Here is a 23,580-nt window from a genome sequence, read left to right as displayed (position 1 = left end):
TCCATCGTTACGACGTCATCGTCATCGGCGGTGGCCACGCCGGCACCGAAGCCGCGCTGGCCGCGGCCCGCACCGGCGTGCGCACCCTGCTGCTGACCCACAACATCGAGACGGTGGGCGCGATGAGCTGCAACCCGGCCATCGGCGGCATCGGCAAGGGCCACCTGGTCAAGGAAATCGACGCCCTCGGCGGTGCGATGGCGCATGCCGCCGACCGGGCCGGCATCCAGTGGCGCACCCTCAACGCGTCCAAGGGCCCGGCCGTGCGCGCCACCCGCTGCCAGGCCGACCGCAACCTCTACCGCATGGCGATCCGCGCCATCGTCGAAGGCCAGGCCAACCTGACCGTGTTCCAGGCCGCCGTGGACGACCTGGTCATTGAAGGCGACGCCGTACGCGGGGTCATTACCCAGACCGGGCTGCGCTTCGATGCCGAGGCCGTGGTGCTGACCGCTGGCACGTTCCTGGCCGGCAAGATCCATGTCGGCCCGACCCAGTACGCCGCCGGCCGCATGGGCGACCCGCCGGCCACCACGCTGGCCGCGCGCCTGCGCGAGCGTCCGTTCCAGGTGGACCGCCTGAAGACCGGCACGCCGCCGCGCATCGACGGCCGCTCGCTGGACTACAGCGTGATGGATGAGCAGCCCGGCGACTCGCCGCGCCCGGTGATGTCCTTCCTCGGCTCGGTGGACGAGCATCCGCAGCAGGTCAGCTGCTGGATCACCCACACCACGGAACAGACCCACCAGATCATCCGCGATGCGCTGCACCGCTCACCGCTGTACAGCGGCCAGATCGAAGGCATCGGCCCCCGCTACTGCCCGTCCATCGAGGACAAGGTGGTGCGCTTCGCCGAGAAGGCCAGCCACCAGATCTTCGTCGAACCCGAAGGCCTGGGCATCGTCGAGATCTACCCCAACGGCATTTCCACCTCGCTGCCGTTCGACGTGCAGCTGGAGATGGTGCGCAGCATCCGCGGCTTCGAGAACGCTCACATCACCCGCCCCGGCTACGCGATCGAGTACGACTTCTTCGATCCACGCGGGCTGAAGGCCTCGCTGGAAACCAAGCTGGTCAACGGCCTGTTCTTCGCCGGCCAGATCAACGGCACCACCGGCTATGAGGAGGCCGCCGCGCAGGGCCTGCTGGCCGGCCTCAACGCCGCGCGCCAGGTGCGCGGGCTGGACAGCTGGTGCCCGCGCCGCGACGAGGCGTACCTGGGCGTGCTGGTGGATGACCTGATCACCCACGGCACCAACGAGCCGTACCGCATGTTCACCAGCCGCGCCGAGTACCGCCTGCAGCTGCGCGAGGACAATGCCGACCAGCGCCTGACCCCGGCCGGCCGCGAAATGGGCCTGGTGGATGACCGCCGCTGGAACGCGTTCGAGACCAAGCAGGCCGCGGTCGCCGCCGAGCGCGCACGCCTGGGCGCACTGTGGGCAACCCCGGCCAATGCGCTGGGCCGCGAGGTGCAGGACACGCTGGGCGTGGCGGTCAGTCGCGAAACCAACGTGCTGGACCTGATCAAGCGCCCCGAGCTGGATTACGCGCAGCTGATGCAGGTGCCATCGCTGGGCCCGGCCGTGACCGACGCCAAGGTGGCCGAGCAGGTGGAGATCGGCGTGAAGTACGCCGGCTACCTGGACCGCCAGCGCGAGGAGATCGAGCGCCAGCAGCGGCATGAAGCCACGCCGATCGCCGAAGCCTTCGACTACGCGACGGTGCGCGGGCTGTCGGCCGAAGCGCTGCAGAAGCTGGAGCGCGTACGCCCGCAGACCATCGGCCAGGCACAGCGCATTCCGGGCATGACCCCGGCAGCGATCTCGCTGCTGCTGGTGCACCTGGAGCGCGCACGCCGGGGACGCGTGGCGTAACGCACACCGCTTCGCTCGCCGGGCATGGCCCGGCGCTACCAGCTCTGGTAGGTGTCGACCTTGGTCGACACGGATGCATGAAGCATCCCGGCAGTTGCAGGTGTCGGCGGGGTCGCCATTGGCCGAGCGCGTATCATCGTCGTGAACGCCCTGATTTCCGGAGACTTCGATGAACCCGCTGCGCCCCTTCCGCGACAAGATGCCCGTCCTCGGCGAACGCGTGTACATCGATCCGGCCTGCACCATCATCGGCGACGTGGAGCTGGCCGATGACGTGTCGGTATGGCCGGGCACGGTCATCCGCGGCGACGTCAACCATGTGCGTATCGGTGCACGCACCAACGTGCAGGACGGCACCATCATCCACGTCAGCCACCACAGCCCGTACAACAAGGCCGGCTACCCGACCCTGATCGGCGAAGGCGTGACCGTTGGCCACGGCTGCATCATCCATGCCTGCACGATCGGCGATTACAGCCTGATCGGCATGGGCGCCTGCATCCTCGATGGCGCCCGCGTGGAGCGCCATGGCTTCGTCGGCGCCGGTGCGGTGATCGGCCCCGGCAAGGTGGTGGGCGAAGGCGAGCTGTGGGTCGGCAACCCTGCACGACCGGCACGCACGCTCAGTGACAAGGAGATCGAGGCGCTGCATTACTCGGCCGACCACTACGTGCGGCTGAAGGACGAATACCGGGGCTGAGCCCCCGACGCTGCCATGCGGCTCTGCTAAAGTCTTGGCCCGACCAGGACCTGTCGAGACCCCCATGCCTGTGGCTGCCCGCCGGAGAGGACTCCGGCGCCCACAACGAAGGCCATCGCGCTGATGGCCGCACCGATGCTCGATACCTACCGCGAGGTGGTGACGCCGGAGGGTGTGCCGCTGCAGTTGCCTGCCGCCGGCCCGGTACCGCGGGCGATGGCCTGGCTGGTCGATCTTGGCGTGCGCATCGCGGCACTGGTGCTGGTGTCCATTCCGCTGGCGCTGCTGGACAAGTTCGGCTCCGGCCTCTACCTGGTGCTGATGTTCCTGGTCTACTGGGCCTACCCGATCGTCTGCGAAGCGTTGTGGGGGCGCACGCTGGGCAAGCGTGCGCTGGGGCTGCGCGTGCTGTCCCGCGATGGCGCGCCGGTAGGCTGGATGGCGGCGATCACCCGCAACCTGCTGCGCACGGTGGACATGCTGCCGTTCGGCTATGCGCTGGGCCTGATCAGCAGCCTGTTCGATCCGCATGGCCGCCGCCTTGGCGACCTGGTGGCGGGCACCGTGGTGGTGCACGCACCCGCGCTGTACCTGCCACCGCCGCCGACCATCGACAGCGTGCTGGCCCCGCCGCAGCCCCTGCGACCAGAGGAACAGGCTGCGTTGATGGCCTTCGCCGAGCGCGCGCCACGGTTGTCCGCGGCGCGCCAGCAGGAGCTGGCCGGTATTGCCGAGCCACTGACCGGCACCCATGGCCAGGTCGGGGTGCTGCGCCTGTATGCGATGGCCAACTGGCTGCTGGGGCGGCGATGAAGCAGGAACAGTTCGTCGCCCGCTACCAGCAGGAATGGCAGGACCTGGAGCAGTGGCTGCTGCTGCGTGCTGGTGCCTCACGCCGCACGCGCCGCAAGGCCAGCGGCCTGGCACTGGATGACACCACCTTCCCGCAGCGCTACCGGCGGCTGTGCCAGCAACTGGCGCTGGCCCGCGAACGCGGCTACAGCCCGCAGCTGGTGCAGCGCCTGCAGCAGCTCATGCAGCAGGGCCACAGCGTGCTGTACCGCACGCCGCCGACGCGCTGGCGCGGTGCCCTGGAGTTCCTGGTGGCCGATTTCCCGCTGCTGGTGCGCAGCCAGGCGCGCAGCATGTGGGTGGCGCTGGCGATGTTCGCGCTGCCGGCGGTGGCCTGCTTCGTGCTGGTGCAGGTCTATCCGGACCTGATCCACATGCTGATGGACAACCGCCAGATCGCCGAGATGGAGCGCATGTACGATCCCGCCGCCGAGCGCCTGGGGCGTGACAGCGGCACCGACTGGATGATGTTCGGCCACTACATCATGAACAACATCAGCATCGCCCTGCGCACCTTCGCCAGCGGGCTGCTGGCTGGGCTGGGCACGCTGCTGGTGCTGTTGTTCAACGGCGTGATCATCGGTTCGGTGGCCGGTCACCTGCAGCACATCGGCCATGGCGACCCGTTCTGGCGCTTCGTGGTCGGCCACGGTGCCTTCGAGCTGACCGCGATCGTGATCGCCGGCGGTGCCGGTCTGCAGCTGGGCATGAAGCTGCTGGCACCCGGCCGGCGCAGCCGCCTGGATGCACTGGTCGAAGGCGGCCGCATCGGCGCACGGCTGTGCCTCGGCGTCGCCTTCATGCTGCTGGTGGCCGCCTTCATCGAAGCCTTCTGGTCCTCGCTTGCCGAAGTACCGGCGTGGGGCAAGTTCAGCGTGGCCGGTGTGTTGTGGGCCGGCGTGCTGCTGTGGCTGTGGCGCGGCGGACGTGGAGGCGGCCATGCGCATTGACCGCCTGGACGTGGCGCTGCGCGCCCGCAGTGGCTGGGAAGCGATGGAGCTGGGCACCGCCCTGTCCCGCCGTCACGCGCGTGCGCTGTGGGGCAGCTGGCTGCTGGCCAGTGCACCGCTGTTCGTGATCTTCAACGCGCTGGGCTGGTGGCTGGATGCCTTCGGCTGGGCCTGGCTGGCGATGTGGTGGTGCAAGCCGCTGTTCGAACGCGCGCCGCTGTACGTGCTGTCGCGCGGCATTTTCGGTGAGCCGGTCGGCACGCTGGCCGCGCTGCGCGCGCAGCGCCACTGGGGCAACAGCGGCTTCTGGGGCTACCTGGGCTGGCGCCGCTTCAGCGTGCTGCGCAGCCTGTGCCTGCCGGTGAACCTGCTGGAAGGCAACACACCGGGCCAGCGCGGCCCACGCCGTCGTGCGGTGGCAGCCGGCGCAGCGGGCGCGGAACTGGTACTGACGGTGACCTGCCTGGCGTTCGAAGCCGTGTTGGTATCCGGCGCGATCGGTGCGGTGTTCATGTTCATGCCACTGGAGCTGATGTCCGAATCGTGGCGTGCGGCGTGGGACATGATTGGCAAGGACACGCCGGCATGGGCACGGCTGGGCTTCAACCTGGCGTGCTGGCTGGCCTCGGTGCTGATCGGCCCGTTCTTCGTCGGTGCGGGCTTTGGCCTGTACCTGAACCGTCGAACGCAGATGGAAGCCTGGGACGTCGAAATCGCCCTGCGCCGCCTGCGCGAGCGGCTGCTGCCGGCAGCATCGACGCTGGCGCTGCTGCTGTGGCTGGCACTGCCGCTGGTGTCCGCACCGGTGCATGCGCAGGACGCGCAGACGGTCGCGGAGCAGGCCGGCGATGCCGAAGAGGACGAAGACAGTGCGGAAGAACCGGCCACCGCGGCCAACGACCCCTCCAATACGCCGGCAATGATCTTCGGTACAGCGCCGGTGGACACCGCCGGTTTTCGTCAGGCAGTGAACCGCGCCTATGAAGACCCGCTGCAGCGCCCGACCCGCCAGGTCACCCGCTGGAAGCCGATCGAGCAGGCCGAGGAAAAAAAGAAGGAAGACAAGCAGCTGCAGCGTGACACCAACAGCAAAGGTGAACGCAAGGCGCGCAAGGACGGCATCGCCTGGCTGGCACGGCTGGCCGAATGGGGCCTGTGGGGCCTGCTCGGCATCCTGCTGCTGGTGCTGCTGCTGACCGCGCGGCTGTGGCTGCCGTGGCTGCGTGGCAGTGGCCGGCGCAAGGCCGACGCTGCACCGAAGGTGCTGGAGGAGCAGGTGGAGTTGCCGGTGGTGCTGCCGCCGGACGTGGCCACCCAGGCCGGCCTGCTCTGGGACCAGGGCCGGCCGCGGCAGGCGCTGGCCCTGCTGTACCGCGCCAGCGTGCGCACGGTGGGCGAGCGCAGCGGTATCGCGCTTCCACCCGGTGCCACCGAAGCGCAATGCCTGCGCGCATCGCGACGCATGCCCCAGGCCAGCGACCGTGACCTGTTCGCGCGCATCGTGCGCATGTGGCAGTACGCCGCCTACGGTGGCCGCCTGCCCAGCCGCGCCGATTTCGATGCATTGGCCGATACCCTGCGCCAGCAGTACGGATGGCAGGCATGAGTCCGCGCCTGTTCTGGTCGCTGCTGCTGGGCTTGCTGGTGCTGCTCGGTGTGCCGCTGACCATCCTCTACCTGCGCACGCACGAACGGGTGACCGAGACGATCCGGCTGCCGCCACAGGGCGAGGCCGCCTACAACCCGCTGTACGTGCTCGGCCAGGCCCTGCGCGCCGATGGCATCGACGTGCATTCGCGACCGCGGCTGGAGTTGCAGCAGATGACGCTGGGGCGCCACGACACGGTGGTGCTGCTGCAGGACAGCAGCGAACTGCCGCCGCCCGTCGCCAGCGCACTGCTGGACTGGGTCGACGGGGGTGGTCACCTGCTGGTACGTACACCGCCGGCGGCCGAGGACGATGCCGGCAGCACACAGGGCCCCCTGCTGGACCGGCTGGGCGTAGACAGCCTGTTCCAGCGCAGCGACTGCCAGGCCTTCCATGTCGACGACGATCCGGGCCACGTCGAATTCTGTGGTGGCCGCCGCTTCACCCTGGGCTTTGCCGCCAGTGCGCAGGCCGAACGCCGCTGGGGCACTGATCGCGACCTGGTGTTCGCGCGCCTGCGCCACGGCCAGGGCAGAGTGAGCGTGCTGGCCGACATGGAGTTCATGCGCAGCGAAGTGGACTCACCGGCAGCGCGCCTGGCGTCGGCAGGTGGCGGGGCCAGCGACGGCCTGCACGACGCGTCGCATCGCGACCTGACCCGCTACCTGCTCGATCCGAACTATGGCAAGGGTGCGGTCTGGCTGGTCTATGCCAGCCGCCCGCCGTCGCTGTGGTCGCGCATGTTCTATCAGGGCTGGCCGTTGTGGGTGCCGTTGCTGCTGGCCCTGCTGGGCTGGCTGTGGGGCCGTTCGCAGCGCTTCGGCAGCCTGCTGCCGTCGCCGGTGCTGGAACGTCGTTCACTGCTGGAGCACGTGCGTGCCAGTGGCGAACTGCTGCTGCGCTTCGGTCACGACATACGCCTGTACGAGGCCGTGCTCGCCCTGTTCCTGCACCGCCTGCGCCTGCGCGCACCGATTGCCGCCGCATTGGATGGTGCGCCGCGCGATCAGGCCATCGCCGAGCTGCTGAAGTGGCCGCAGGGCCGCGTCGCCAGCGCACTCACGCCCCCACCGCCGCACGATTCCTCCGCCCTGCGCGAGCGCATCCGCTTGCTGCTCCAGATGAGATCCCTGCTATGACCGAAGTCCCCGAGCTGCCGGCGGCCGCCAACGCCCGCCTGATCGAACGCGTCGATGCCATCCGCGATGCCGTCGGCCACGCCTTCATCGGCCAGGCCGATGTGCTGGACCAGATCCTGGTGGCGCTGCTTGCCGGTGGTCACGTGCTGATCGAGGGCGTGCCCGGGCTGGGCAAGACCCTGCTGGTGCGCGCACTGGCACAGGCCCTGGAGCTGGATTACGGGCGTGTACAGTTCACCCCCGACCTGATGCCCAGCGACGTCAGCGGCCACGCGGTGTACGACCCGAAGAGCGAGAGCTTCAAGATCCGCCGCGGCCCGGTGTTCACCAACCTGCTGCTGGCCGACGAGATCAACCGTGCACCCGCCAAGACCCAGTCGGCGCTGCTGGAAGTGATGCAGGAAGGCCAGGTGACCATCGAAGGCAAGGCCTTCACCCTGGCGCCGCCGTTCATGGCGCTGGCCACGCAGAACCCGCTGGAGCAGGAAGGCACCTACCCGCTGCCGGAAGCACAGCTGGACCGCTTCCTGCTGAAGGTGCTGATCGACTACCCGCAGCTGGAGGACGAGAAGCGCATGGTGACCGCGATCACCAGCGGCCGCGCCGCCAGCGATTTCGACCTGAGCCAGGTGCCACGCGTGCTCGGTGCTGGTGAGCTGCTGGAACTGCAGCGCGCCACTGCGGCGATCACCGTCGACGACGAAGTGATCGACTACGCGGTGCGGATTGTGGCGGCCACAAGGCAGTGGCCGGGTATCGCGGTCGGCGCTGGCCCGCGTGGCAGCATCGCGCTGGTGCGTGCCTCGCGCGCGCAGGCGGTGCTGGCCGGTCGTGATTTCGTCACTCCGGATGATGTGCGCGACATCGCGCGCCCTGCGCTGCGCCATCGCATCGCGCTGGCACCGGAACTGCAGATCGAAGGCCAGGACGCCGACGACGTGCTGGGCGCACTGCTGGCCAAGGTGGAAGCGCCGCGTCGATGAGACCAGCACCGCTGCTGCTGCTGTTGCTGCTGGCCTGGGCCGCGCTGGGCGGCCTGGTGCTGGGCGGCGTGCTGCCGCGCTGGAGCTGGGCGCTGGCGGCGCTGGCGATTGCCGTGCCGGCGCTGATGGATCTGTGGCGCCAGTGGCGGCGTCCGTCGCCGCAGGTGCAGCGCGAACTGCCCGAAGCGCTGGCACTGGGCGTGCGCCGCGAGGCTGCACTGCGACTGCAGGCCGAACAATCGATGACGGTGCAGGTGTTCGACCTGGTGCCCGGCGGCTGGCCGCTGGAATCACTGCCGCAGCGCGTGCGCCTGCAGGCGGGCAGTGCTTCCACCCTCCACTACCACCTGCAGCCGCTGCAGCGTGGGCATTTCCGCTTCGAAGGCGTGCACCTGCGCATGCGTTCACCGTGGCGGCTGTGGTGGCAGCAACGCACGCTGCCGCCCGCACTGGACGTGCGGGTCTATCCGAACTTCGTGCCGCTCACCCGCTTTGCCCTGTTCAGTGCCGACCAGGCCTCGCGGCTGGTCGGTGCACACGTGAAGCGCCGCCGCGGTGAAGGCACCGACTTCCACCAGATGCGCGAGTACCGCATCGGCGACAGCCTGCGCCAGCTCGACTGGAAGGCCACCGCGCGTGCGCGCAAGCTGATCTCGCGCGAATACCAGGACGAGAAGAACCAGCAGCTGCTGCTGATGCTCGACAGCGGTCGGCGCATGCTGGCCAGCGAAGGCGGGCTCTCGCACTTCGACCATGCCTTGAACGCCTCGCTGGTGGTGGCTTACCTGGCGTTGCGCCAGGGCGACGCCGCCGGCCTGTTCGCCACCGGTGGCGAGCGCCGTTGGGTGGCGCCGCAGCGCGGCATGGGCACCGTCGAGCACCTGCTGCGCGCCAGCTACGACCTGCAGCCACGCGCGGTGGCCACCGACTACCTGGCCGCCGCCACCGAAGTGTCGCTGCGCCAGCGCCGGCGTGCGCTGGTGATGCTGGTCAGCAATGTGCGCGACGAAGACATCGAAGACCTGCTGGCGGCGGTGCGCCTGCTGCAGCAGCGCCACCTGGTATGCGTGGCCAGCCTGCGCGAGCGTGAGCTGGACGGCGTGCTGGACAGCGAAGTGCAGACACTGGAAGACGCCACCCAGGCCGGTGCAGCGGCGCTGTACCTGCAGCAGCGCGCGAAGGCGCATGAGGCGCTGCGCAGCGAGAAGGTGATGGTGCTGGACGTAACCGCCGATGCCCTGCCCGGTGCGCTGGTGGAACGCTACCTGGCGGTGAAGCGCGAAGGGCTGCTCTGATACCAGCGATCGATCTGGTGGGAGCCAACAACGGTTGCCGGCCAGCGGCCGGCACTACCCATGCAACAACCGACGCATCGCTCTGGTAGGTGCCAACCTTGGTTGGCACGAATCCCACGGCGCCGACCAAGGTCGGCCACTACCCCTGCAACAACCGACGCACCGCTCTGGTAGGTGCCAACCTTGCTTGGCACGGAATCAACGGCGCCGACCAAGGTCGGCCACTACCCACAGCGGTTGTTCTACGACGGGCGATGGTTGCCCACGCCGGCCCGGGGGCGCCGCACCGCCATCAGACGTAGATCCGCGTCGGCGCCTCATCAACGATCGCGTGCGGTACGAAGCGCGCACTGTCGCGGGTGATCGCGCTGTCGTCCTCGCGGATGCCGATGCCGCAGGCGTGGTCACCGACCACCCAGCTGCCGATCAGCGGATAGCCGCCTTCGAAGTGGGTCAGCGGATGGGCGCGCTGGATGATCGCCGGGCCATCGTAGGGACCGTCGCTGCGCTGGGTACTGCCATCGGCCAGGTGCATCTCGATGTTGGCACCTTCGCGCGAGAACAGCGGCTTGCGCACCCAGCCCGACGCCAGCGTGCTGCCGTCATCGAAATGCGCTTCCAGCAGATTCGGATGACCCACGTTGCGCTGCCACAGCAGCGGCAGGATGCCCTTGTTGCTCAGCACCGCTTTCCACGCCGGCTCCAGCAGCTGCACGCCCGAACCGGGCAGCGCGCGGCCGAACTCTTCGGCCATCAGGTCTTCCAGCGGATACAGCTTGAACAGCGTGCCGATCACCGAATCATCCAGCGCGGTGAAGCGGCCGTCCTCGGACAGGCCGATATCCTCGATGGCGATGGCCTGGCCATGCAGGCCGGCCTGCGATGCACAGTCGCGCAGGTAGTCGACGGTGCCACGGTCCTCTTCCGAACTGCCCACGGCGCTGAAATACAGCGGCGGAGGCAGCTGCGTGGCCAGTTCGCCGAAGCGTTCGACCAGCGCCTCATGGATCGCATTGAACTGGTCAGCGTGCTGCGGCAGACGACCGGCGTTGCGCTGGTCTTCCAGCCACTGCCACTGGAAGAAGCTGGCCTCGAACAGCGAGGTCGGCGTGTCGTAGTTCAACTCGTACAGTTTGGCCGGGCCGGTGCCGTCGTAGGCCAGATCCAGGCGACCGTACAGATGCGGCTGGCGCTGGCGCCAGCTGTCGGCGATCCAGTCGCGGTAGTGCGACGGAATCGCCAACTGGTCCATCAACCGTTCGCTGCCGATGACATCACCGACCAGGTCCAGCGCCATCTGGTGCAGCTCGGCGCTGGGGTCTTCGATGTCCTGCTCGATCTGGCGCAGGGTGAAGGCGTAGTACGCGCTTTCATCCCAATACGGCTGACCGTCGATGGTGTGGAAGCGGAAACCCGCTTCATCCGCGCGTGCCCGCCACTGGGCACGCTCGGCAATCCGGATGCGCTGCATGGGTCGGTCAGCCGCCGTAGCTGCCGCTGGTGCTGCGGCGTTCGCTGCTGTTGCCGAAGCCACCACGGCTGGCCGTGACCGCACGGTTCGGTTCACTGGTGACCGGGGCCAGGCCGGCCTTGCCTGCGCCGATGCCGCTGGCGGTGTTGAGGCCACCGCTGCCGCCCGGGGCCGGGCGCGCCCAACCGGCGCTCTTGTCCTGGTAGGCCGGCGACGCCGCCGGCGCCTGCGGGGCCAGGCCGCCGCGGTTGCTCAGCATCTGCGACATGAAGAAGCCCATCATCATCGGGCCGATGAACGAGGTACCGGCCGAGGTGTGCTGCTGCACGCACTGTTCCGGCTTGTAGTCCTTCTCGCAGGCTTCCTTGCTGGCGTACTTCGGCGCCGCATCGGCAGCCTGCTTCTGCGCTTCGGCGAAGGCGTTGCGGCACGACGACGGATCGCCGGTGGCCTCGGTGCAGGACTCGACCGAGGTGTACAGGCCTTCCTGCACCTTCACCTCCGGCTCCTTCTGGCAGGCGGTGAACAGCAGCGGCGCGGCGCTCATCAGCAGCAGCGCAGTGGTGCGGGAACGTTTCATGGCCTCATGCCTTGTCGACGGATCAATGCCCCAATGATGCCAAATCCGGACCAGCAACCGGAATCGGCAAAGTCCGAAAGATGAACGGACTTTCATTTTCGTCGGGCATTGGGGTCAGAGCCCATCGCGCCGCGATGGGATCCGACCCCGGGCGGCGCACCGCTCTGGCAGGCGCCAACCTTGGTTGGCACACACGGCACGGCGCCGACCAAGGTCGGCATCTACCGAAAACGGGTGGTTGCAGCAGCAACCGAAAAAATTGGCCATGATCGGGCGACCCCCACGTTGTACGGCCCGCCCGTTCCGCCAGCCATGCCTGAATACCGCTCCCGCACCTCCACCGCCGGTCGCAACATGGCCGGCGCCCGCGCCCTGTGGCGTGCCACCGGCATGAAGGACGGCGACTTCCACAAGCCGATCATCGCCATCGCCAACTCCTTCACCCAGTTCGTGCCCGGCCACGTGCACCTGAAGGACCTCGGCCAGCTGGTCGCGCGCGAGATCGAGCAGGTCGGCGGCGTCGCCAAGGAATTCAACACCATCGCCGTGGACGACGGCATCGCGATGGGCCACGACGGCATGCTGTATTCGCTGCCCAGCCGCGAGATCATCGCCGACGCCGTGGAATACATGGTCAACGCGCACTGCGCCGACGCGCTGGTGTGCATCAGCAACTGCGACAAGATCACCCCCGGCATGCTGATGGCCGCGCTGCGCCTGAACATCCCGGTGGTGTTCGTCTCCGGCGGGCCGATGGAAGCGGGCAAGACCAAGCTGTCCGAGCACAAGCTGGACCTGGTCGATGCGATGGTGGTGGCTGCCGATGACAGCGCCTCCGATGAGAAGGTTGCCGCGTTCGAGCGCAGCGCCTGCCCCACCTGCGGTTCCTGCTCGGGCATGTTCACCGCCAACTCGATGAACTGCCTGACCGAAGCGCTGGGCCTGTCGCTGCCCGGCAACGGCACCACGCTGGCCACCCACGCCGACCGCGAGGCACTGTTCCGCCGTGCCGGCCGCCTGATCGTTGAGCTCTGCCACCGCTGGTATGGCGGCGAAGATCCCAGCGCGCTGCCGCGCGGCATCGCCACCCAGGCCGCGTTCGCCAATGCGATGACCCTGGACATCGCCATGGGCGGCTCCACCAACACCATCCTGCACCTGCTGGCCGCAGCACAGGAAGCGGAGGTCGACTTCGACCTGACCCACATCGACGCGCTGTCGCGGCGCGTGCCGCAGCTGTGCAAGGTGGCGCCGAACACGCCGAAGTACCACATCGAGGACGTGCACCGTGCCGGCGGCGTGTTCGGCATTCTCGGTGAACTGGACCGCGCCGGCCTGCTCGATGCCACGGTGCCGACCGTGCACAGCGCCAGCCTGGCCGAAGCGCTGGAACGCTGGGACGTGGTGCGCAGTGACAACGACACCCTGCACACCTTCTTCAAGGCCGGCCCGGCCGGTATTCCCACCCAGGAGGCCTTCAGCCAGGCCACGCGCTGGCCGACACTGGACGTGGACCGCGCCGAGGGCTGCATCCGTTCGCTGCAGCACGCGTACTCACTGGAAGGCGGCCTCGCCGTGCTGCGCGGCAACCTGGCCGTCGATGGCTGCGTGGTGAAGACCGCCGGCGTGGACGAATCGATCCACGTGTTCGAGGGCCCCGCGCGCGTCTACGAAAGCCAGGACGCCGCCGTCGCCGGCATCCTCGCCGACGAAGTGCAGCCGGGCGACGTGGTGGTGATCCGCTACGAAGGCCCAAAGGGCGGTCCCGGCATGCAGGAGATGCTGTATCCGACCAGTTACCTGAAGTCGAAGGGGCTGGGCAAGCAATGTGCGCTGCTCACCGATGGCCGTTTCTCCGGCGGCACCTCGGGCCTGTCAATCGGCCACGTCTCGCCGGAAGCCGCCAGCGGCGGTGTCATCGGCCTGGTGGAAAACGGCGACCGCATCCGCATCGACATCCCGGCCCGCCGCATCGACCTGCTGCTGGATGAAGCCGCACTGGCCCAGCGTCGCGCCGACGCCGATGCGCGCGGCTGGAAACCGCGCGCACCGCGCCCGCGCAAGGTCACCAGTGCGCTGAAGGCTTACGCACTGCTGGCCACCAGCGCCGACAAGGGCGCCGTACGCAACACCGCGCTGCTCGGCGATTGATCCCCGTGCGGTAGTGCCGGCCGCTGGCCGGCATCTGCACAATGCGTCTGCACGTCAATGAGGTTGCCGGCCAGCGGCCGGCGCTACCGATCCGGTACGCTGCGCGGCATGACCCATCGCCCGCCGCGCCAACCCCTCCTCGATGCCCTGCGTGGGTTCGCGCTGCTCGGCGTATTCCTGGTCAACCTGCGCTTCTTCTCGCTCGATGCGTTGATGACCGAGGCCGCGCAGCAGGCGCTGCCCAGCGCGGCACTCGACCACACCATCCGTACCGGCATGGAATGGCTGGTGGACATGAAGGCGATCACCCTGTTCTCGCTGCTGTTCGGCATGGGCGTGGCGATGCAGATGGATGGCAATGCGCAGGGCAGCATGGCTGCGCACCTGCGCCGCATGGGCGTGCTGCTGGTGATCGGCCTGCTGCATTCGATACTGCTGTGGTGGGGTGACATCCTGCTGGTGTATGCGCTGGTGGGCCTGCTGCTGCCGTTGTTCCGTCACCTGGGTGATCGCGCACTGCTGTTCAGCGGGGTGTTCATTGCCCTGTTGCTGCCACCGCTGCTGTCGCCGTGGATCCGCGAATGGGTCGCCCTGCTCACACCGCGCGCGCAGATGAACGCCATGGCGCTCGATGCTCTGGCGCACGGCACGCTGGCGCAGGCGTGGTGGCACAACCTGCAGCTGGCCGCATGGCTGAAGCTGAGCAACTGGGCGCTGCTGTTCTTCGTGCTCGGCCGCTTCCTGCTGGGCTACTGGGCCGGCCGTCGCGGGCTGCTGCTGCAGCCGCAGGCGCATCTGCCGCTGCTGCGCTCGATCGCCATCGGCAGCCTGCTGCTGACGGCGGTATTCCTGTGGATCGATGCCCAGGCCGATGCGCTCAAACAGGCATGGCCGGCGCTGCGTTCGGGCATGCCCGGCTATCTGCTGCGCGTGTCCTATCGCGTTGCGCCGCTGGCACTGGGCATTGCTGCGGCGGCGATCTTCACCCTGCTCTATCTGCGCCCGTGGGCCGAGCGCATGCTGCGCGTGTTCGTGCCGGCCGGGCGCATGGCACTGAGCAACTACCTGCTGCAAAGCGCGATCTGCGTGCCGCTGTTTGCCGGCTTCGGGCTGGGTATCGGCCCGCAGTACGGGCTGTGGCCGGTGCTGCTGGTGGCGGCGGTGGTGTTCCCGCTGCAGCTGTGGGCGAGCGCGTGGTGGCTGCGTGGCCATCGCTTCGGGCCGGTCGAATGGCTGTGGCGCAGCGCCAGCGAAGGGCAATGGCTGCCGCTGCGGCGCTAGAGTGTGCGCGGTCTACAGGAAGCCCCCGTGAAATTCTCCCGCGTGGTCCTGCTGCTGGCACTGGCCGGCGCCTCCGCCCCGGCGCGGGCCGACGACTGCCGGTTCGACGATCACGCCGGACTGCAGGCGATGACGCCCGAGGCGTTCAACCGCGGGCCTGGCGATGGCTGGGACGCACTGATCGAGCGCTCGGGCTGCCAGCTGGAGATCGCTGACCTGTTCGCCGCCTACCGCCGACAGTCCAAGGCGGCCGGGCATACCGAGCTGACCTGGCATGAGGCGCAGCTACGCGCCGACGCAGGGCAGCGCGATCCCGCCAGCGCCTTGATGCGCCTGACCTACAGGCCCCGCAACGCTGATCCGGAGGGATGGAACCTGTACGTCGACGCCACCATTGCGTTTCTCGATGACGACCTGCCGGCACTGCGCCGCATGCGCGCGCGACTGGCTGCACTGCCACCGCCGGCGGGCAGCGGGCTCAACGATGGGTCGGCGCTGATGCAGGCCGTGGATGGCGCGCAGAGGGCGCCTTGGCCGCCACGGTTGAAGATCGTCGATGCCCTCATCCGCTGCATGTACCAACCCTACGCGCTGGCTTCCGAATCCTGCCCGGAAGCCTAGTGTCCGCCGGGCGTGGCCCGGCGCTCCGTTCTGGCCGTCAGCCGATCACGCGCTTGAACGGTGGCAGCGCGTCGATGATGCGCTTGCCGTAGCGGCGGGTCAGCAGCCGCGAATCGAGAATGACCACGCGGCCGGTGTCGGTGGAGGTGCGGATCAGGCGGCCGGCGAACTGGGTCAGCGTGCGCAGCGCATGCGGAATGGCGATCAGGTTGAACGCGTTGAGCCCGCGCCCCTCGAACCACTCGCTGAGGGTGGCGGTCTGCGGGTCGGTCGGCACCGCGAACGGCACCTGGGTGATCACCACCGTGGTGCAGGCTTCACCGGGCAGGTCGAGGCCCTCGCCGAACGAGTTCAGGCCGAACAGCACCGAGCCCTCGCCTGCCGCCACACGCCGCAGGTGCTCGTCGATCAGGCGGGTCTTGGACATCTCGCCCTGCACCAGCACCTGCTTGCGGCGCGCGGCCGACATCAGCCCGGCCACCTTCTCCATCTTCCAGCGCGAGGTGAACAACACCATCGAACCCTTGGCCCAGTCCAGTTCGGTGTCCAGATAGCGCGCCACTTCACGCGGGTGGCCCTCGCGGTCGTCCGGCGTGACCGGGAACTTCGGCACGATCAGCTCGGCCTGGTTGGGCAGGTCGAACGGCGAAGACAGCGAAACCATCTCGGCCTCTTCCGGAATACCGTTGTCGATCGCCAGCGACTGGAAGTCGCCACCGCCGGTCAGCGTCGCCGAGGTCATCACCACCGAGTCCACTTCATCCCACAGCAGCTTGCGCAGCACGTGCGCGGCCGACACCGGCGAGCCGTGCAGCACCAGGTCGCCGTCGCGGGTGGCGGTGACCCAGCGTGCCATCGGCGGCGCGCCGTCCTTGTCCTCGCGGCGCCAGGCCTGCCACAGGTTGTACTGCTGCTCGATCATCTCCAGCGCCATGCCCAGGTTGCGCTGCAGGCGCTCGCGCGCGGCATCGTCCGGCTTGCCCTTGGCTACCTGTGCGGTGGCGGCGTGCGCCCAGTTGTAGAGGCTGCGGGTATCGTCAGCCAGCGCCTCGATCGGCTCGCGCCAGGCCTCGGGCAGGCGCCCGTTGGCCGCGCGCCACATCGGCTCTTCGTCCGCCGGCGCCGGCATCCACACCCGCTCGACGTGGTCACGGAACGCACGCAGCTGCTTGGCCACGTTGCTGGCGACCTCGATCGCTTCGTTCGGCAGCAGGTTGCCCAGCCGATCCTTGTCGACCGCGCGGTAGGCACCGGCAATCAGGATCTGCAGGCGGCCGGTGCGCTTGGCCATCTCGTCCAGCGCCAGGCTGGCCGCACCCTGGTCGATCGCCACGTTGCCGATGTGATGGCCTTCGTCCAGCACCAGCAGCATGTCCGACGGCGGCGCGATCAACGGCTGGCCGTTGTCGCTGTCGCCGATCGACAGCGCCGACAGCAGCAGCGCGTGGTTGGTGACCACGATCTGCGCATCGCGCACGGTGTTGCGTGAGCGCAGCACCGCGCACTGCGCCGAGTACGCGCATCGGCGCCCCGCGCAGCCCGAAGCCGGCGTGGTGATGCGGCTGCGCAGGCCAGGGCTGATGGTCTCCGGTGCGTTGTCGATATCGCCGTCCCAGCTGCCGCCGGTGAAGGCGTCGGTCAGGCGCTTGGCGATGTCCATCTCGATCGGCGCCAGCGGCCGGTCGAACAGTGGCGCGTCATCCTCGAACATGCCGCCCTGCGATCCCTCGCCCTGCGCTTCGGCGGCATTGCGCGTGCACAGGTAGCGGGTACGGCCCTTGGCCAGCGCGACGGTTGCTTCCAGGCCGGTGGCCTTGAGGAAGTTCGGGATATCGCGCTCGACCAGCTGCGACTGCAGCGCCACGGTACCGGTACTGATCACCAGCTTCTTCTTGCTGGCCAGCGCAATGGGTACGCCTGCGGTGAGATAGCCCAGGCTCTTGCCAACGCCGGTGGGCGCCTCGACCACGCCGACGCCGCCACTTTTCGACAGCGCGCGCGACACCACGCCGATCATCTGGCTCTGCGAGCGGCGGGTGGAAAATCCGGGCGTATTGGCCTGCAGCGTCGTGTACGCCTTGCGGATTGCATCCTTCAAGGTGTCATCGAGCGTGCGCGGAGCGGCGACGGTTTCGGTCACGCCGGGAATTACCGTGGCTGGATCGGGCCGGTCATTGTCGCATGGCCGGCCGCATTCACCGTTGCCGGCACCCTGAACGGGCCAGCGACGACGCTCGGCGGCGGCCACGGTCCGAAGCCCGCGCCGCTCCAGGGCGAGATACGCCGGGCATGCCCGGCGCTACCGCTCAGGACGCCGGGATGGAACGGGTACGCAGCAGGCGCACCAGCGCCCACACCAGCAGGACCACGCCAATGGCCTCGACCATCGCCAGTGCGAAATGCACCACACCCAGGATGGCGCTCATGCCCGAGATGGCGCTGAAGTTGCCATTGCTGACCAGCCACATCGGCAGCATGCCCGCGGCCAGGCCGCCCAGGCTGGACAGCAGCAACAGCAGCAGGCCGACCAGCGCGCCGGTGCGGGTGGCATCGCGCGGCGCACCGACCACCCAGACCAGGCCGACGCACAGCGCGATCAGCACCGGCAGGCGCACGCCGACCATGCTCAGCACGGTCACCATCAGGGCAGTGCTGTCCATCGATCAGTCCTCGCCCGCCAGCACCGCCGAACCCTGCCGCAGCGACTGGTAGACCTCGCCGGTCTGCGGGCGCACGCCGTGCCACTGCAGGAAGCTCTCGGCGGCCTGCTCGACCAGCATGCCCAGGCCGTCGACGGTATTGCGGCACTGCGCCGCACGGGCCCAGGCCAGGAAGGCGATGGCCGCCTCGCCGTAGTTCAGGTCGACGGCGGTGGTCATCGAATTGACCAGCGACAGCGGCAGCTTGAACTCGACGTCGCGGTCACGGCCGGCGGAGGTGGCGTTGACGATCAGCTCGAAGTCGCCCAGGTCGCGCAGGTCTTCCCAGTAGCGGCTGATCGCGCGGCCCGGTTCACCCATGGCATCGATCAGTTCGTCGGCACGTTCCGGGGTGCGGTTGACCACCACCAGTTCGGTGATGCCGGCATCGAGCAGCGCCGGGGCGACACTGCGCGCCGAGCCACCGGCACCGATCATCAGCACGCGACGGCCGCGCAGGTCCAGGCCGTGGCGGTCGGTCAGGTCGCGCACCAGGCCGATGCCATCGGTGGTGTCACCGTGCCAGCGGTCGCCCTTGCGCAGCAGCGTGTTGACCGAGCCGGCGCGGCGCGCGCGCGCGGTCAGCGTGGTGCACACCGAGAACGCGGCTTCCTTGTGCGGCAGGGTGACGTTGGCACCGACACCGCCCTCGGCGGCGAAGGCCTCCAGGCCGGCCAGGAACGCATCCGGGGCCAGGTCGATCGCGCGGTAGTCGATGGCGATGCCTTCCTGGCGACCGAACGTCGCATGGATCTGCGGCGACTTCGAGTGGGCAACGGGGTGTCCGAAGACGGCGTAACGGTCGGTCATGGAATCCTCAAGCTGGCTAGACTGATGCTCTGTTCGTGCATGGAACCGGATGATGCGCATCACCCCGCCCCTGCTGGTGCTCGCCGCCAGTCTACTCTCTGCCCCCGTGGCGATGGCGTTGAACGAGTACGGCATCGAAGGCATGGGCGTGGTCTCGACCCGCGCCGACGAGGGTCGCGCCACGATCAGCGCCGATGGCCAGCGCATCGTCTTCGCCCGCCGTGGCGAGGCCGGCTGGGGCCTGTGGCAGGCACGCGTGATCGATGGCCGCTGGCAGCAGGCACAGGCGCTGCCGGTGGGCGTGGCTGGCGAGGCCCGCGATCCCTACTTCAGCCGTGACGGCCGCTGGCTGCTGTTCGCGGCCGGCCGCGAGGGCGCGCTGGCGCTGCACCGCGCCGCATTGGCCGCCGACGGCCAGCTGGGCCATGCGCAGCCGCTGGCCGGTGATGGCGGTCGCCGGGAAGAGCGCGGGCCGGCCCTGAGCGCGGACGGCCAACGGCTGTTGTTTGCCCGCCAGCAGGGCCGTGGCGCCGGCTGGGACCTGTTCGTGGCGACGCTGGATGCGCAGGGCCTGCGCGGCCCGTCCACCACACTGACCGCCTTGAACAGCGCCGACGACGAGACCGACGGCGACTGGCTGGGCCATGACGGCGCCGTGGTGTTCAGCCGCGGCAGCGGCGCGACTGCGCAGGTGTGGAGCAGCGGCTGCGCGTGGAGCGGCATGGCGCTGCAACCGTTGGGACTGTCGTTCAACCAGGCCGGCGGCTGGACCGGCGCGCCGGTGATCGACAACGCCAAGCCGGGCGAGATGATGGTCGCCAGCAGCGCGGCGAAGGCCCCACGTGCCGGCGGCGTGGATGTGTACCGGTTGGCGGTGCCGAAGGTGGCGGCGGTGGCTGGGTGCGTGCCTGCCGCTCGGTAGATGCCAACCTTGGTTGGCATGCGGGAAAGCGCCAACCAAGGTTGGCGGCTACCAGTAGATCCACGCCATGCGTGGATGGCGCCCGCGAAGGGGTCAGAGCCCCTTCCTGCGGAAAGGGATCCGACCCCGGGCATTGCCCGTCAGCGCGACAACACCTTGGCGCGCAGCTGCTCGTACTCCACTTCGCTCAGCTGGCCGTTGTCCTTGCGCTGGTTCAACGCGGCCAGCTCGGCCTGCACGTTGTCCGGCAGGGCCTGCTCACGGGCCACGTGGCGAGCAGCGGAGAGCTGCTCCGGCGGGCGCTTGCCGGCCCGCCAGGCGGCGATGAAGACACCGACGATGATGGCGCCGAACACCAGCGTACCGATGCCCCAGATCAACCATTGCATCCATCCCAGTTCGGGTCCCATCGCGTATTCCTCCGTCTATCGTGGCGCTATTGTCAGCGCTCGCGCAGCCATCGCGCCACCTGCGGCGCGAAATAGGTCAGCACACCGTCGGCACCGGCACGCTTGAAGCCCAGCAGCGACTCCAGCACGCAGGCGCGTTCGTCCAGCCAGCCATTGGCGAAGGCGGCCTTCATCATCGCGTACTCGCCACTGACCTGGTAAGCGAAGGTCGGCACGCCGAACGTCTCCTTCACCCGGCGCACCAGGTCCAGGTACGGCATGCCCGGCTTGACCATCACCATGTCGGCGCCCTCTTCCAGGTCCAGCGCGATCTCGCGCAGGGCCTCGTCGCCGTTGGCCGGATCCATCTGGTAGGTCTTCTTGTCAGCCTTGCCGAGGCTGGCCGCGCTGCCCACCGCATCACGGAACGGACCATAAAACGCCGAAGCGTACTTGGCCGAGTAGGCCATGATGCGCACGTTGATGTGGTTGTCGGCATCCAGCGCACGGCGGATCGCGCCGATGCGGCCGTCCATCATGTCCGACGGCGAGACGATGTCCACACCGGCCTCGGCGTGCGACACCGACTGCTTGACCAGCGCCTCGACAGTGATGTCGTTCAGCACATAGCCCTTGTCGTCGATGATGCCGTCCTGGCCGTGGGTGGTGTACGGGTCCAGCGCCACGTCGGTCATCACCCCCAGTTCCGGGAATCGCGACTTCAGCGCGCGGATCGCACGCTGCGCCAGGCCGTCTTCGGCCCACGCCGCCGACGCGTCCAGCGACTTCAGCGAGGGGTCGATCACCGGGAACAGGTCGATCACCGGAATACCCAGCTCCAGCGCCTCTTCGGCCACCTTCAGCAGCTCTTCGATGGACAGACGCTCCACGCCCGGCATCGACGGCACTGCGGTGCGGCCGGCCAGTTCGTGCACGAACACCGGGTAGATCAGGTCGTCGGTGGTCAGCGTGTTCTCGCGCATCAGGCGGCGCGAGAACTCGTCATGGCGCATGCGGCGCGGGCGGTAAAGCGGGTGGGACATGGCAGGCTCCGAGGAGTGGCTATTGCAACAGGTAACCCTGCGGCAGCAGGGGTTCGGGCAAGGGGCGTTCGCCGAGCGCGTCGAGCTGGTCGATCTCGATCGTGCGCACCAGCGCGTCCAGCGGCAGGTCGTTCGGCTCCAGGCCGAACGGGTCTTCCATTTCTTCGCCCAGCTGGTCCAGACCGAAGAAGGCATAGGCCAGCACCGCCGACAGCACCGGCGTGCCCCAGCCCAGCGAACTGGCCAGGCCGAACGGCAGCAGCACGCAGAACATCCACGCGCAGCGGTGCAGCAGCAGGGTGTAGGCGAACGGCAGCGGTGTGGTGAGAATGCGCTCGCAGCCGGCCTGGATCGACGACATCGCGTGCAGGCGCTCTTCCAGCTGGGTGTAGAGGATCGGGTCGAGTTCGCCGGCGCGCAGCGCCTGGGCCAGCTCGGCAGCGATCATCGAGAGCAGCGCGTCGGGTACGTTCTCGCGCTGCCCGAGTTGTTCGCGCTGGCGCTTGTCCAGCCACGGCAGGGCCATCAGCGCCACGATGCGACCGCGCAGGCGTCCGGCCAGGGCATGGGCGAACGCGGTGGTGAGGTAGGCGATGCGGCGGCGGCGACCGGCGTCATCGGCCAGCAGCAGGTTGACCTGGCGCGCCAGCGAACGCGATTCATAGACCAGCTGGCCCCACAGCTTGCGGCCTTCCCACCAGCGGTCATAGCAGGCGCTGTTGCGGAAGCTGAGGAAGATCGACAGGACCAGGCCAAGCAGGGTGAACGGCGTGACCGACACGCGTTCGATGCCGGTCGGCGGCGCCAGTTCCACCACCGCGGCCACCGCGATGGACAGGATCAGGATGGCCAGCACCTTGGGCGCGATCGCTTTGACGATCGAGCCGCGCAGGATGTACAGCAGTTGCCAGCCGTGGGGACGGGGTCGGATGATCATGGGGCAGCCGCGCCGGGCGCGGATTCACAGGCACGCGGGGGGCTCGCGCAGCCGTTCATTGTACGCCCCTGCCCGGCCCGCGGCCGTGTACCTGCGACGCCCTGTCGCACCCGGCGACGCGGCTCAGATCACGCCGCCACCCAGGCCCAGGCGCAGGATGCCGACCACCACCACGATGCCGTTCAGCACCAGCCCGGCCCAGGCCCGGCCACGCTTGGTCGGGTGGGTGAACAGGATGCCCAGCGCGGCGATCACCGCGCCCACAGCGGCGAACGGGATCAGGAACCAGTTGCCCCAGCCCAGCAGCGGAATCAGCGCCAGGATCATCCACAACAGCGCCAGTACGCCCCACAACAGACTGATCACACCCATTCCGCTCTCCCGCAGTTGGTTCCTGTCTGTCCACCATAGTCGTTCCCGCGGTCGCCGCCTACTGCCGTTGGCGGGGCTGTCACCGGCAGCGTGCTAGCGTGCTGCCGTGCGTGCTCTGGGCCGGGTGTTGGCGCCGATTCAGAGTGGCCCGCCGATGATCGCAACCAGTCCTACAGGGGTCGTGCCATGAACATCCGTTGGGCCGCGTTGGCGGCCATCCTGCTGGTCGCCGCCGGCTGTGCCAGCACTTCCAAGGTCATGCTGGGGCGCGCCCGCGCGCCGATCGATCCGGCACTGGTGCAGATCTATTCGACGCCGCCGGCCGGCTCCCAGGAAATCGCCCAGCTGGAATCGGCGTCTGCCGTGGGCTTCGGCACGCAGGGCCAGACCGATGCGGCAGTGGCACGCCTGAAGCGTGAGGCAGCGGCACTGGGCGCCAATGGCGTGGTGCTGATGGGCGTGGGCAGCAGCGGCTCGCCGGTCGGCATGTCGGTGGGCGCCGGCACGTTCGGCTCGCATGTGGGCGGTGGCGTCGGCATTGGTATTCCGACCACGCAGAAGCGCGCCGCCGGCGTCGCGATCTGGGTACCGAACCCGGCACCCCCGGCACGGCTGCCGACGCAGGTGATCACGCCGCAGCCGCAGCGTTGACCCTCCCGGGTCAACGCCGGTAGTGCCGGCCGCTGGCCGGCAACCTCAGGAATGCTTCCTGCGCCAAGGGAATGCCGGCCAGCGGCCGGCACTACCCCTGCAACAACCGACGCATCGTTCTGGTAGGTGCCAACCTTGGTTGGCACGAAACCCACAGCGCCGACCAAGGTCGGCATCTACCAACGGCGATTGCCGGCCAGCGGCCGGCA

The 23,580-nt window shown here is 68.8% G+C and carries 22 protein-coding genes; 13 read left to right on the top strand and 9 right to left on the bottom strand.

What is annotated here, in order from left to right; genetic code table 11:
- The 8 genes from mnmG to QRO95_RS19915 form a co-directional block, all read left to right on the top strand.
- Positions 1-1,877 (top strand): tRNA uridine-5-carboxymethylaminomethyl(34) synthesis enzyme MnmG (gene mnmG / locus QRO95_RS19950; RefSeq protein WP_285303295.1); only part of this gene is annotated, 1,877 nt, incomplete at its 5' end.
- Positions 1,878-2,046: 169 nt separating this feature from the next.
- Positions 2,047-2,577 carry a gamma carbonic anhydrase family protein gene (locus tag QRO95_RS19945; protein ID WP_032129113.1) on the top strand — a complete coding sequence of 177 codons (531 nt, stop codon included), beginning with the start codon at positions 2,047-2,049 and terminating at the stop codon, positions 2,575-2,577.
- Between the two features lie 123 nt (positions 2,578-2,700).
- Positions 2,701-3,390, top strand: a complete 690-nt coding sequence (locus QRO95_RS19940; RefSeq protein ID WP_049400866.1) for an RDD family protein — start codon at positions 2,701-2,703, stop codon at positions 3,388-3,390.
- Positions 3,387-4,379: a stage II sporulation protein M gene (locus QRO95_RS19935; RefSeq protein WP_032129115.1), complete on the top strand. Its 993-nt coding sequence runs from the start codon at positions 3,387-3,389 to the stop codon at positions 4,377-4,379. The genes QRO95_RS19940 and QRO95_RS19935 overlap by 4 nt, the downstream gene beginning before the upstream one ends.
- On the top strand, positions 4,369-5,985 hold the full coding sequence (locus QRO95_RS19930) for a DUF4129 domain-containing protein (RefSeq protein ID WP_182266879.1): 1,617 nt from the start codon (positions 4,369-4,371) through the stop codon (positions 5,983-5,985). Before QRO95_RS19935 ends, QRO95_RS19930 begins: the two co-directional genes overlap by 11 nt.
- A complete protein-coding gene (locus QRO95_RS19925) occupies positions 5,982-7,166 on the top strand; it encodes a DUF4350 domain-containing protein (RefSeq protein WP_032129116.1) in 1,185 nt (394 codons plus the stop codon). The genes QRO95_RS19930 and QRO95_RS19925 overlap by 4 nt, the downstream gene beginning before the upstream one ends.
- On the top strand, positions 7,163-8,149 hold the full coding sequence (locus QRO95_RS19920; RefSeq protein WP_005411535.1) for a MoxR family ATPase: 987 nt from the start codon (positions 7,163-7,165) through the stop codon (positions 8,147-8,149). Before QRO95_RS19925 ends, QRO95_RS19920 begins: the two co-directional genes overlap by 4 nt.
- Entirely contained in the window at positions 8,146-9,444 is a 1,299-nt protein-coding gene (locus QRO95_RS19915; RefSeq protein WP_182266880.1) for a DUF58 domain-containing protein, read from the top strand. Before QRO95_RS19920 ends, QRO95_RS19915 begins: the two co-directional genes overlap by 4 nt.
- Positions 9,445-9,736: 292 nt before the next feature.
- Here the strand turns inward: QRO95_RS19915 and QRO95_RS19910 are convergent, their stop codons facing one another.
- Entirely contained in the window at positions 9,737-10,915 is a 1,179-nt protein-coding gene (locus tag QRO95_RS19910; RefSeq protein WP_285303294.1) for a glutathionylspermidine synthase family protein, read from the bottom strand.
- A gap of 7 nt (positions 10,916-10,922) precedes the next feature.
- Entirely contained in the window at positions 10,923-11,495 is a 573-nt protein-coding gene (locus QRO95_RS19905) for a DUF1190 domain-containing protein (protein WP_100441825.1), read from the bottom strand.
- Positions 11,496-11,807: 312 nt separating this feature from the next.
- Here QRO95_RS19905 and ilvD point away from each other — a divergent pair, with 312 nt between their 5' ends.
- The 3 genes from ilvD to QRO95_RS19890 all read left to right on the top strand — a co-directional run bounded on the left by ilvD (position 11,808) and on the right by QRO95_RS19890 (position 15,548).
- Positions 11,808-13,646 carry a dihydroxy-acid dehydratase gene (gene ilvD / locus QRO95_RS19900; protein ID WP_285303292.1) on the top strand — a complete coding sequence of 613 codons (1,839 nt, stop codon included), beginning with the start codon at positions 11,808-11,810 and terminating at the stop codon, positions 13,644-13,646.
- 108 nt (positions 13,647-13,754) lie between these two features.
- Entirely contained in the window at positions 13,755-14,927 is a 1,173-nt protein-coding gene (locus tag QRO95_RS19895) for a DUF418 domain-containing protein (RefSeq protein ID WP_285303291.1), read from the top strand.
- A gap of 27 nt (positions 14,928-14,954) precedes the next feature.
- Entirely contained in the window at positions 14,955-15,548 is a 594-nt protein-coding gene (locus QRO95_RS19890; protein WP_285303290.1) for a hypothetical protein, read from the top strand.
- A gap of 37 nt (positions 15,549-15,585) precedes the next feature.
- On the opposite strand, the gene dinG is transcribed toward QRO95_RS19890, so the two are convergent.
- The 3 genes from dinG to aroE all read right to left on the bottom strand — a co-directional run bounded on the left by dinG (position 15,586) and on the right by aroE (position 19,057).
- Positions 15,586-17,688 (bottom strand): ATP-dependent DNA helicase DinG, encoded by a 2,103-nt coding sequence (gene dinG, locus QRO95_RS19885; RefSeq protein ID WP_071228543.1) that lies wholly within the window; start codon positions 17,686-17,688, stop codon positions 15,586-15,588.
- 166 nt (positions 17,689-17,854) lie between these two features.
- Entirely contained in the window at positions 17,855-18,208 is a 354-nt protein-coding gene (locus QRO95_RS19880) for a hypothetical protein (protein ID WP_188486621.1), read from the bottom strand.
- Positions 18,209-18,211: 3 nt separating this feature from the next.
- Entirely contained in the window at positions 18,212-19,057 is an 846-nt protein-coding gene (gene aroE / locus QRO95_RS19875; protein ID WP_032959067.1) for a shikimate dehydrogenase, read from the bottom strand.
- Positions 19,058-19,106: 49 nt separating this feature from the next.
- Between aroE and QRO95_RS19870 the strand changes: the two genes are divergently transcribed.
- Positions 19,107-19,979: a hypothetical protein gene (locus QRO95_RS19870; protein WP_285303288.1), complete on the top strand. Its 873-nt coding sequence runs from the start codon at positions 19,107-19,109 to the stop codon at positions 19,977-19,979.
- A 140-nt stretch (positions 19,980-20,119) separates the two neighbouring features.
- Here the strand turns inward: QRO95_RS19870 and QRO95_RS19865 are convergent, their stop codons facing one another.
- The 4 genes from QRO95_RS19865 to QRO95_RS19850 form a co-directional block, all read right to left on the bottom strand.
- Complete coding sequence (locus QRO95_RS19865; protein WP_188486628.1) at positions 20,120-20,389, bottom strand: SHOCT domain-containing protein; 270 nt, start codon at positions 20,387-20,389, stop codon at positions 20,120-20,122.
- A gap of 32 nt (positions 20,390-20,421) precedes the next feature.
- Entirely contained in the window at positions 20,422-21,411 is a 990-nt protein-coding gene (hemB, locus tag QRO95_RS19860; RefSeq protein ID WP_006400669.1) for a porphobilinogen synthase, read from the bottom strand.
- A gap of 19 nt (positions 21,412-21,430) precedes the next feature.
- Positions 21,431-22,348: a bestrophin family protein gene (locus QRO95_RS19855; protein WP_188486630.1), complete on the bottom strand. Its 918-nt coding sequence runs from the start codon at positions 22,346-22,348 to the stop codon at positions 21,431-21,433.
- A gap of 123 nt (positions 22,349-22,471) precedes the next feature.
- Positions 22,472-22,720, bottom strand: coding sequence for a hypothetical protein (locus tag QRO95_RS19850; protein WP_005420185.1), 249 nt, complete (start codon positions 22,718-22,720; stop codon positions 22,472-22,474).
- Positions 22,721-22,906: 186 nt separating this feature from the next.
- Here QRO95_RS19850 and QRO95_RS19845 point away from each other — a divergent pair, with 186 nt between their 5' ends.
- Entirely contained in the window at positions 22,907-23,371 is a 465-nt protein-coding gene (locus tag QRO95_RS19845) for a hypothetical protein (protein WP_014038879.1), read from the top strand.
- Positions 23,372-23,580 lie beyond the last annotated feature (209 nt).

Source organism: Stenotrophomonas maltophilia group sp. Smal13 (genome assembly GCF_030236855.1).
GTDB lineage: Bacteria > Pseudomonadota > Gammaproteobacteria > Xanthomonadales > Xanthomonadaceae > Stenotrophomonas > Stenotrophomonas maltophilia_A.
Note: the sequence above shows the minus strand (reverse complement) of the source record. Positions and strands in the feature narration are given on the sequence as shown.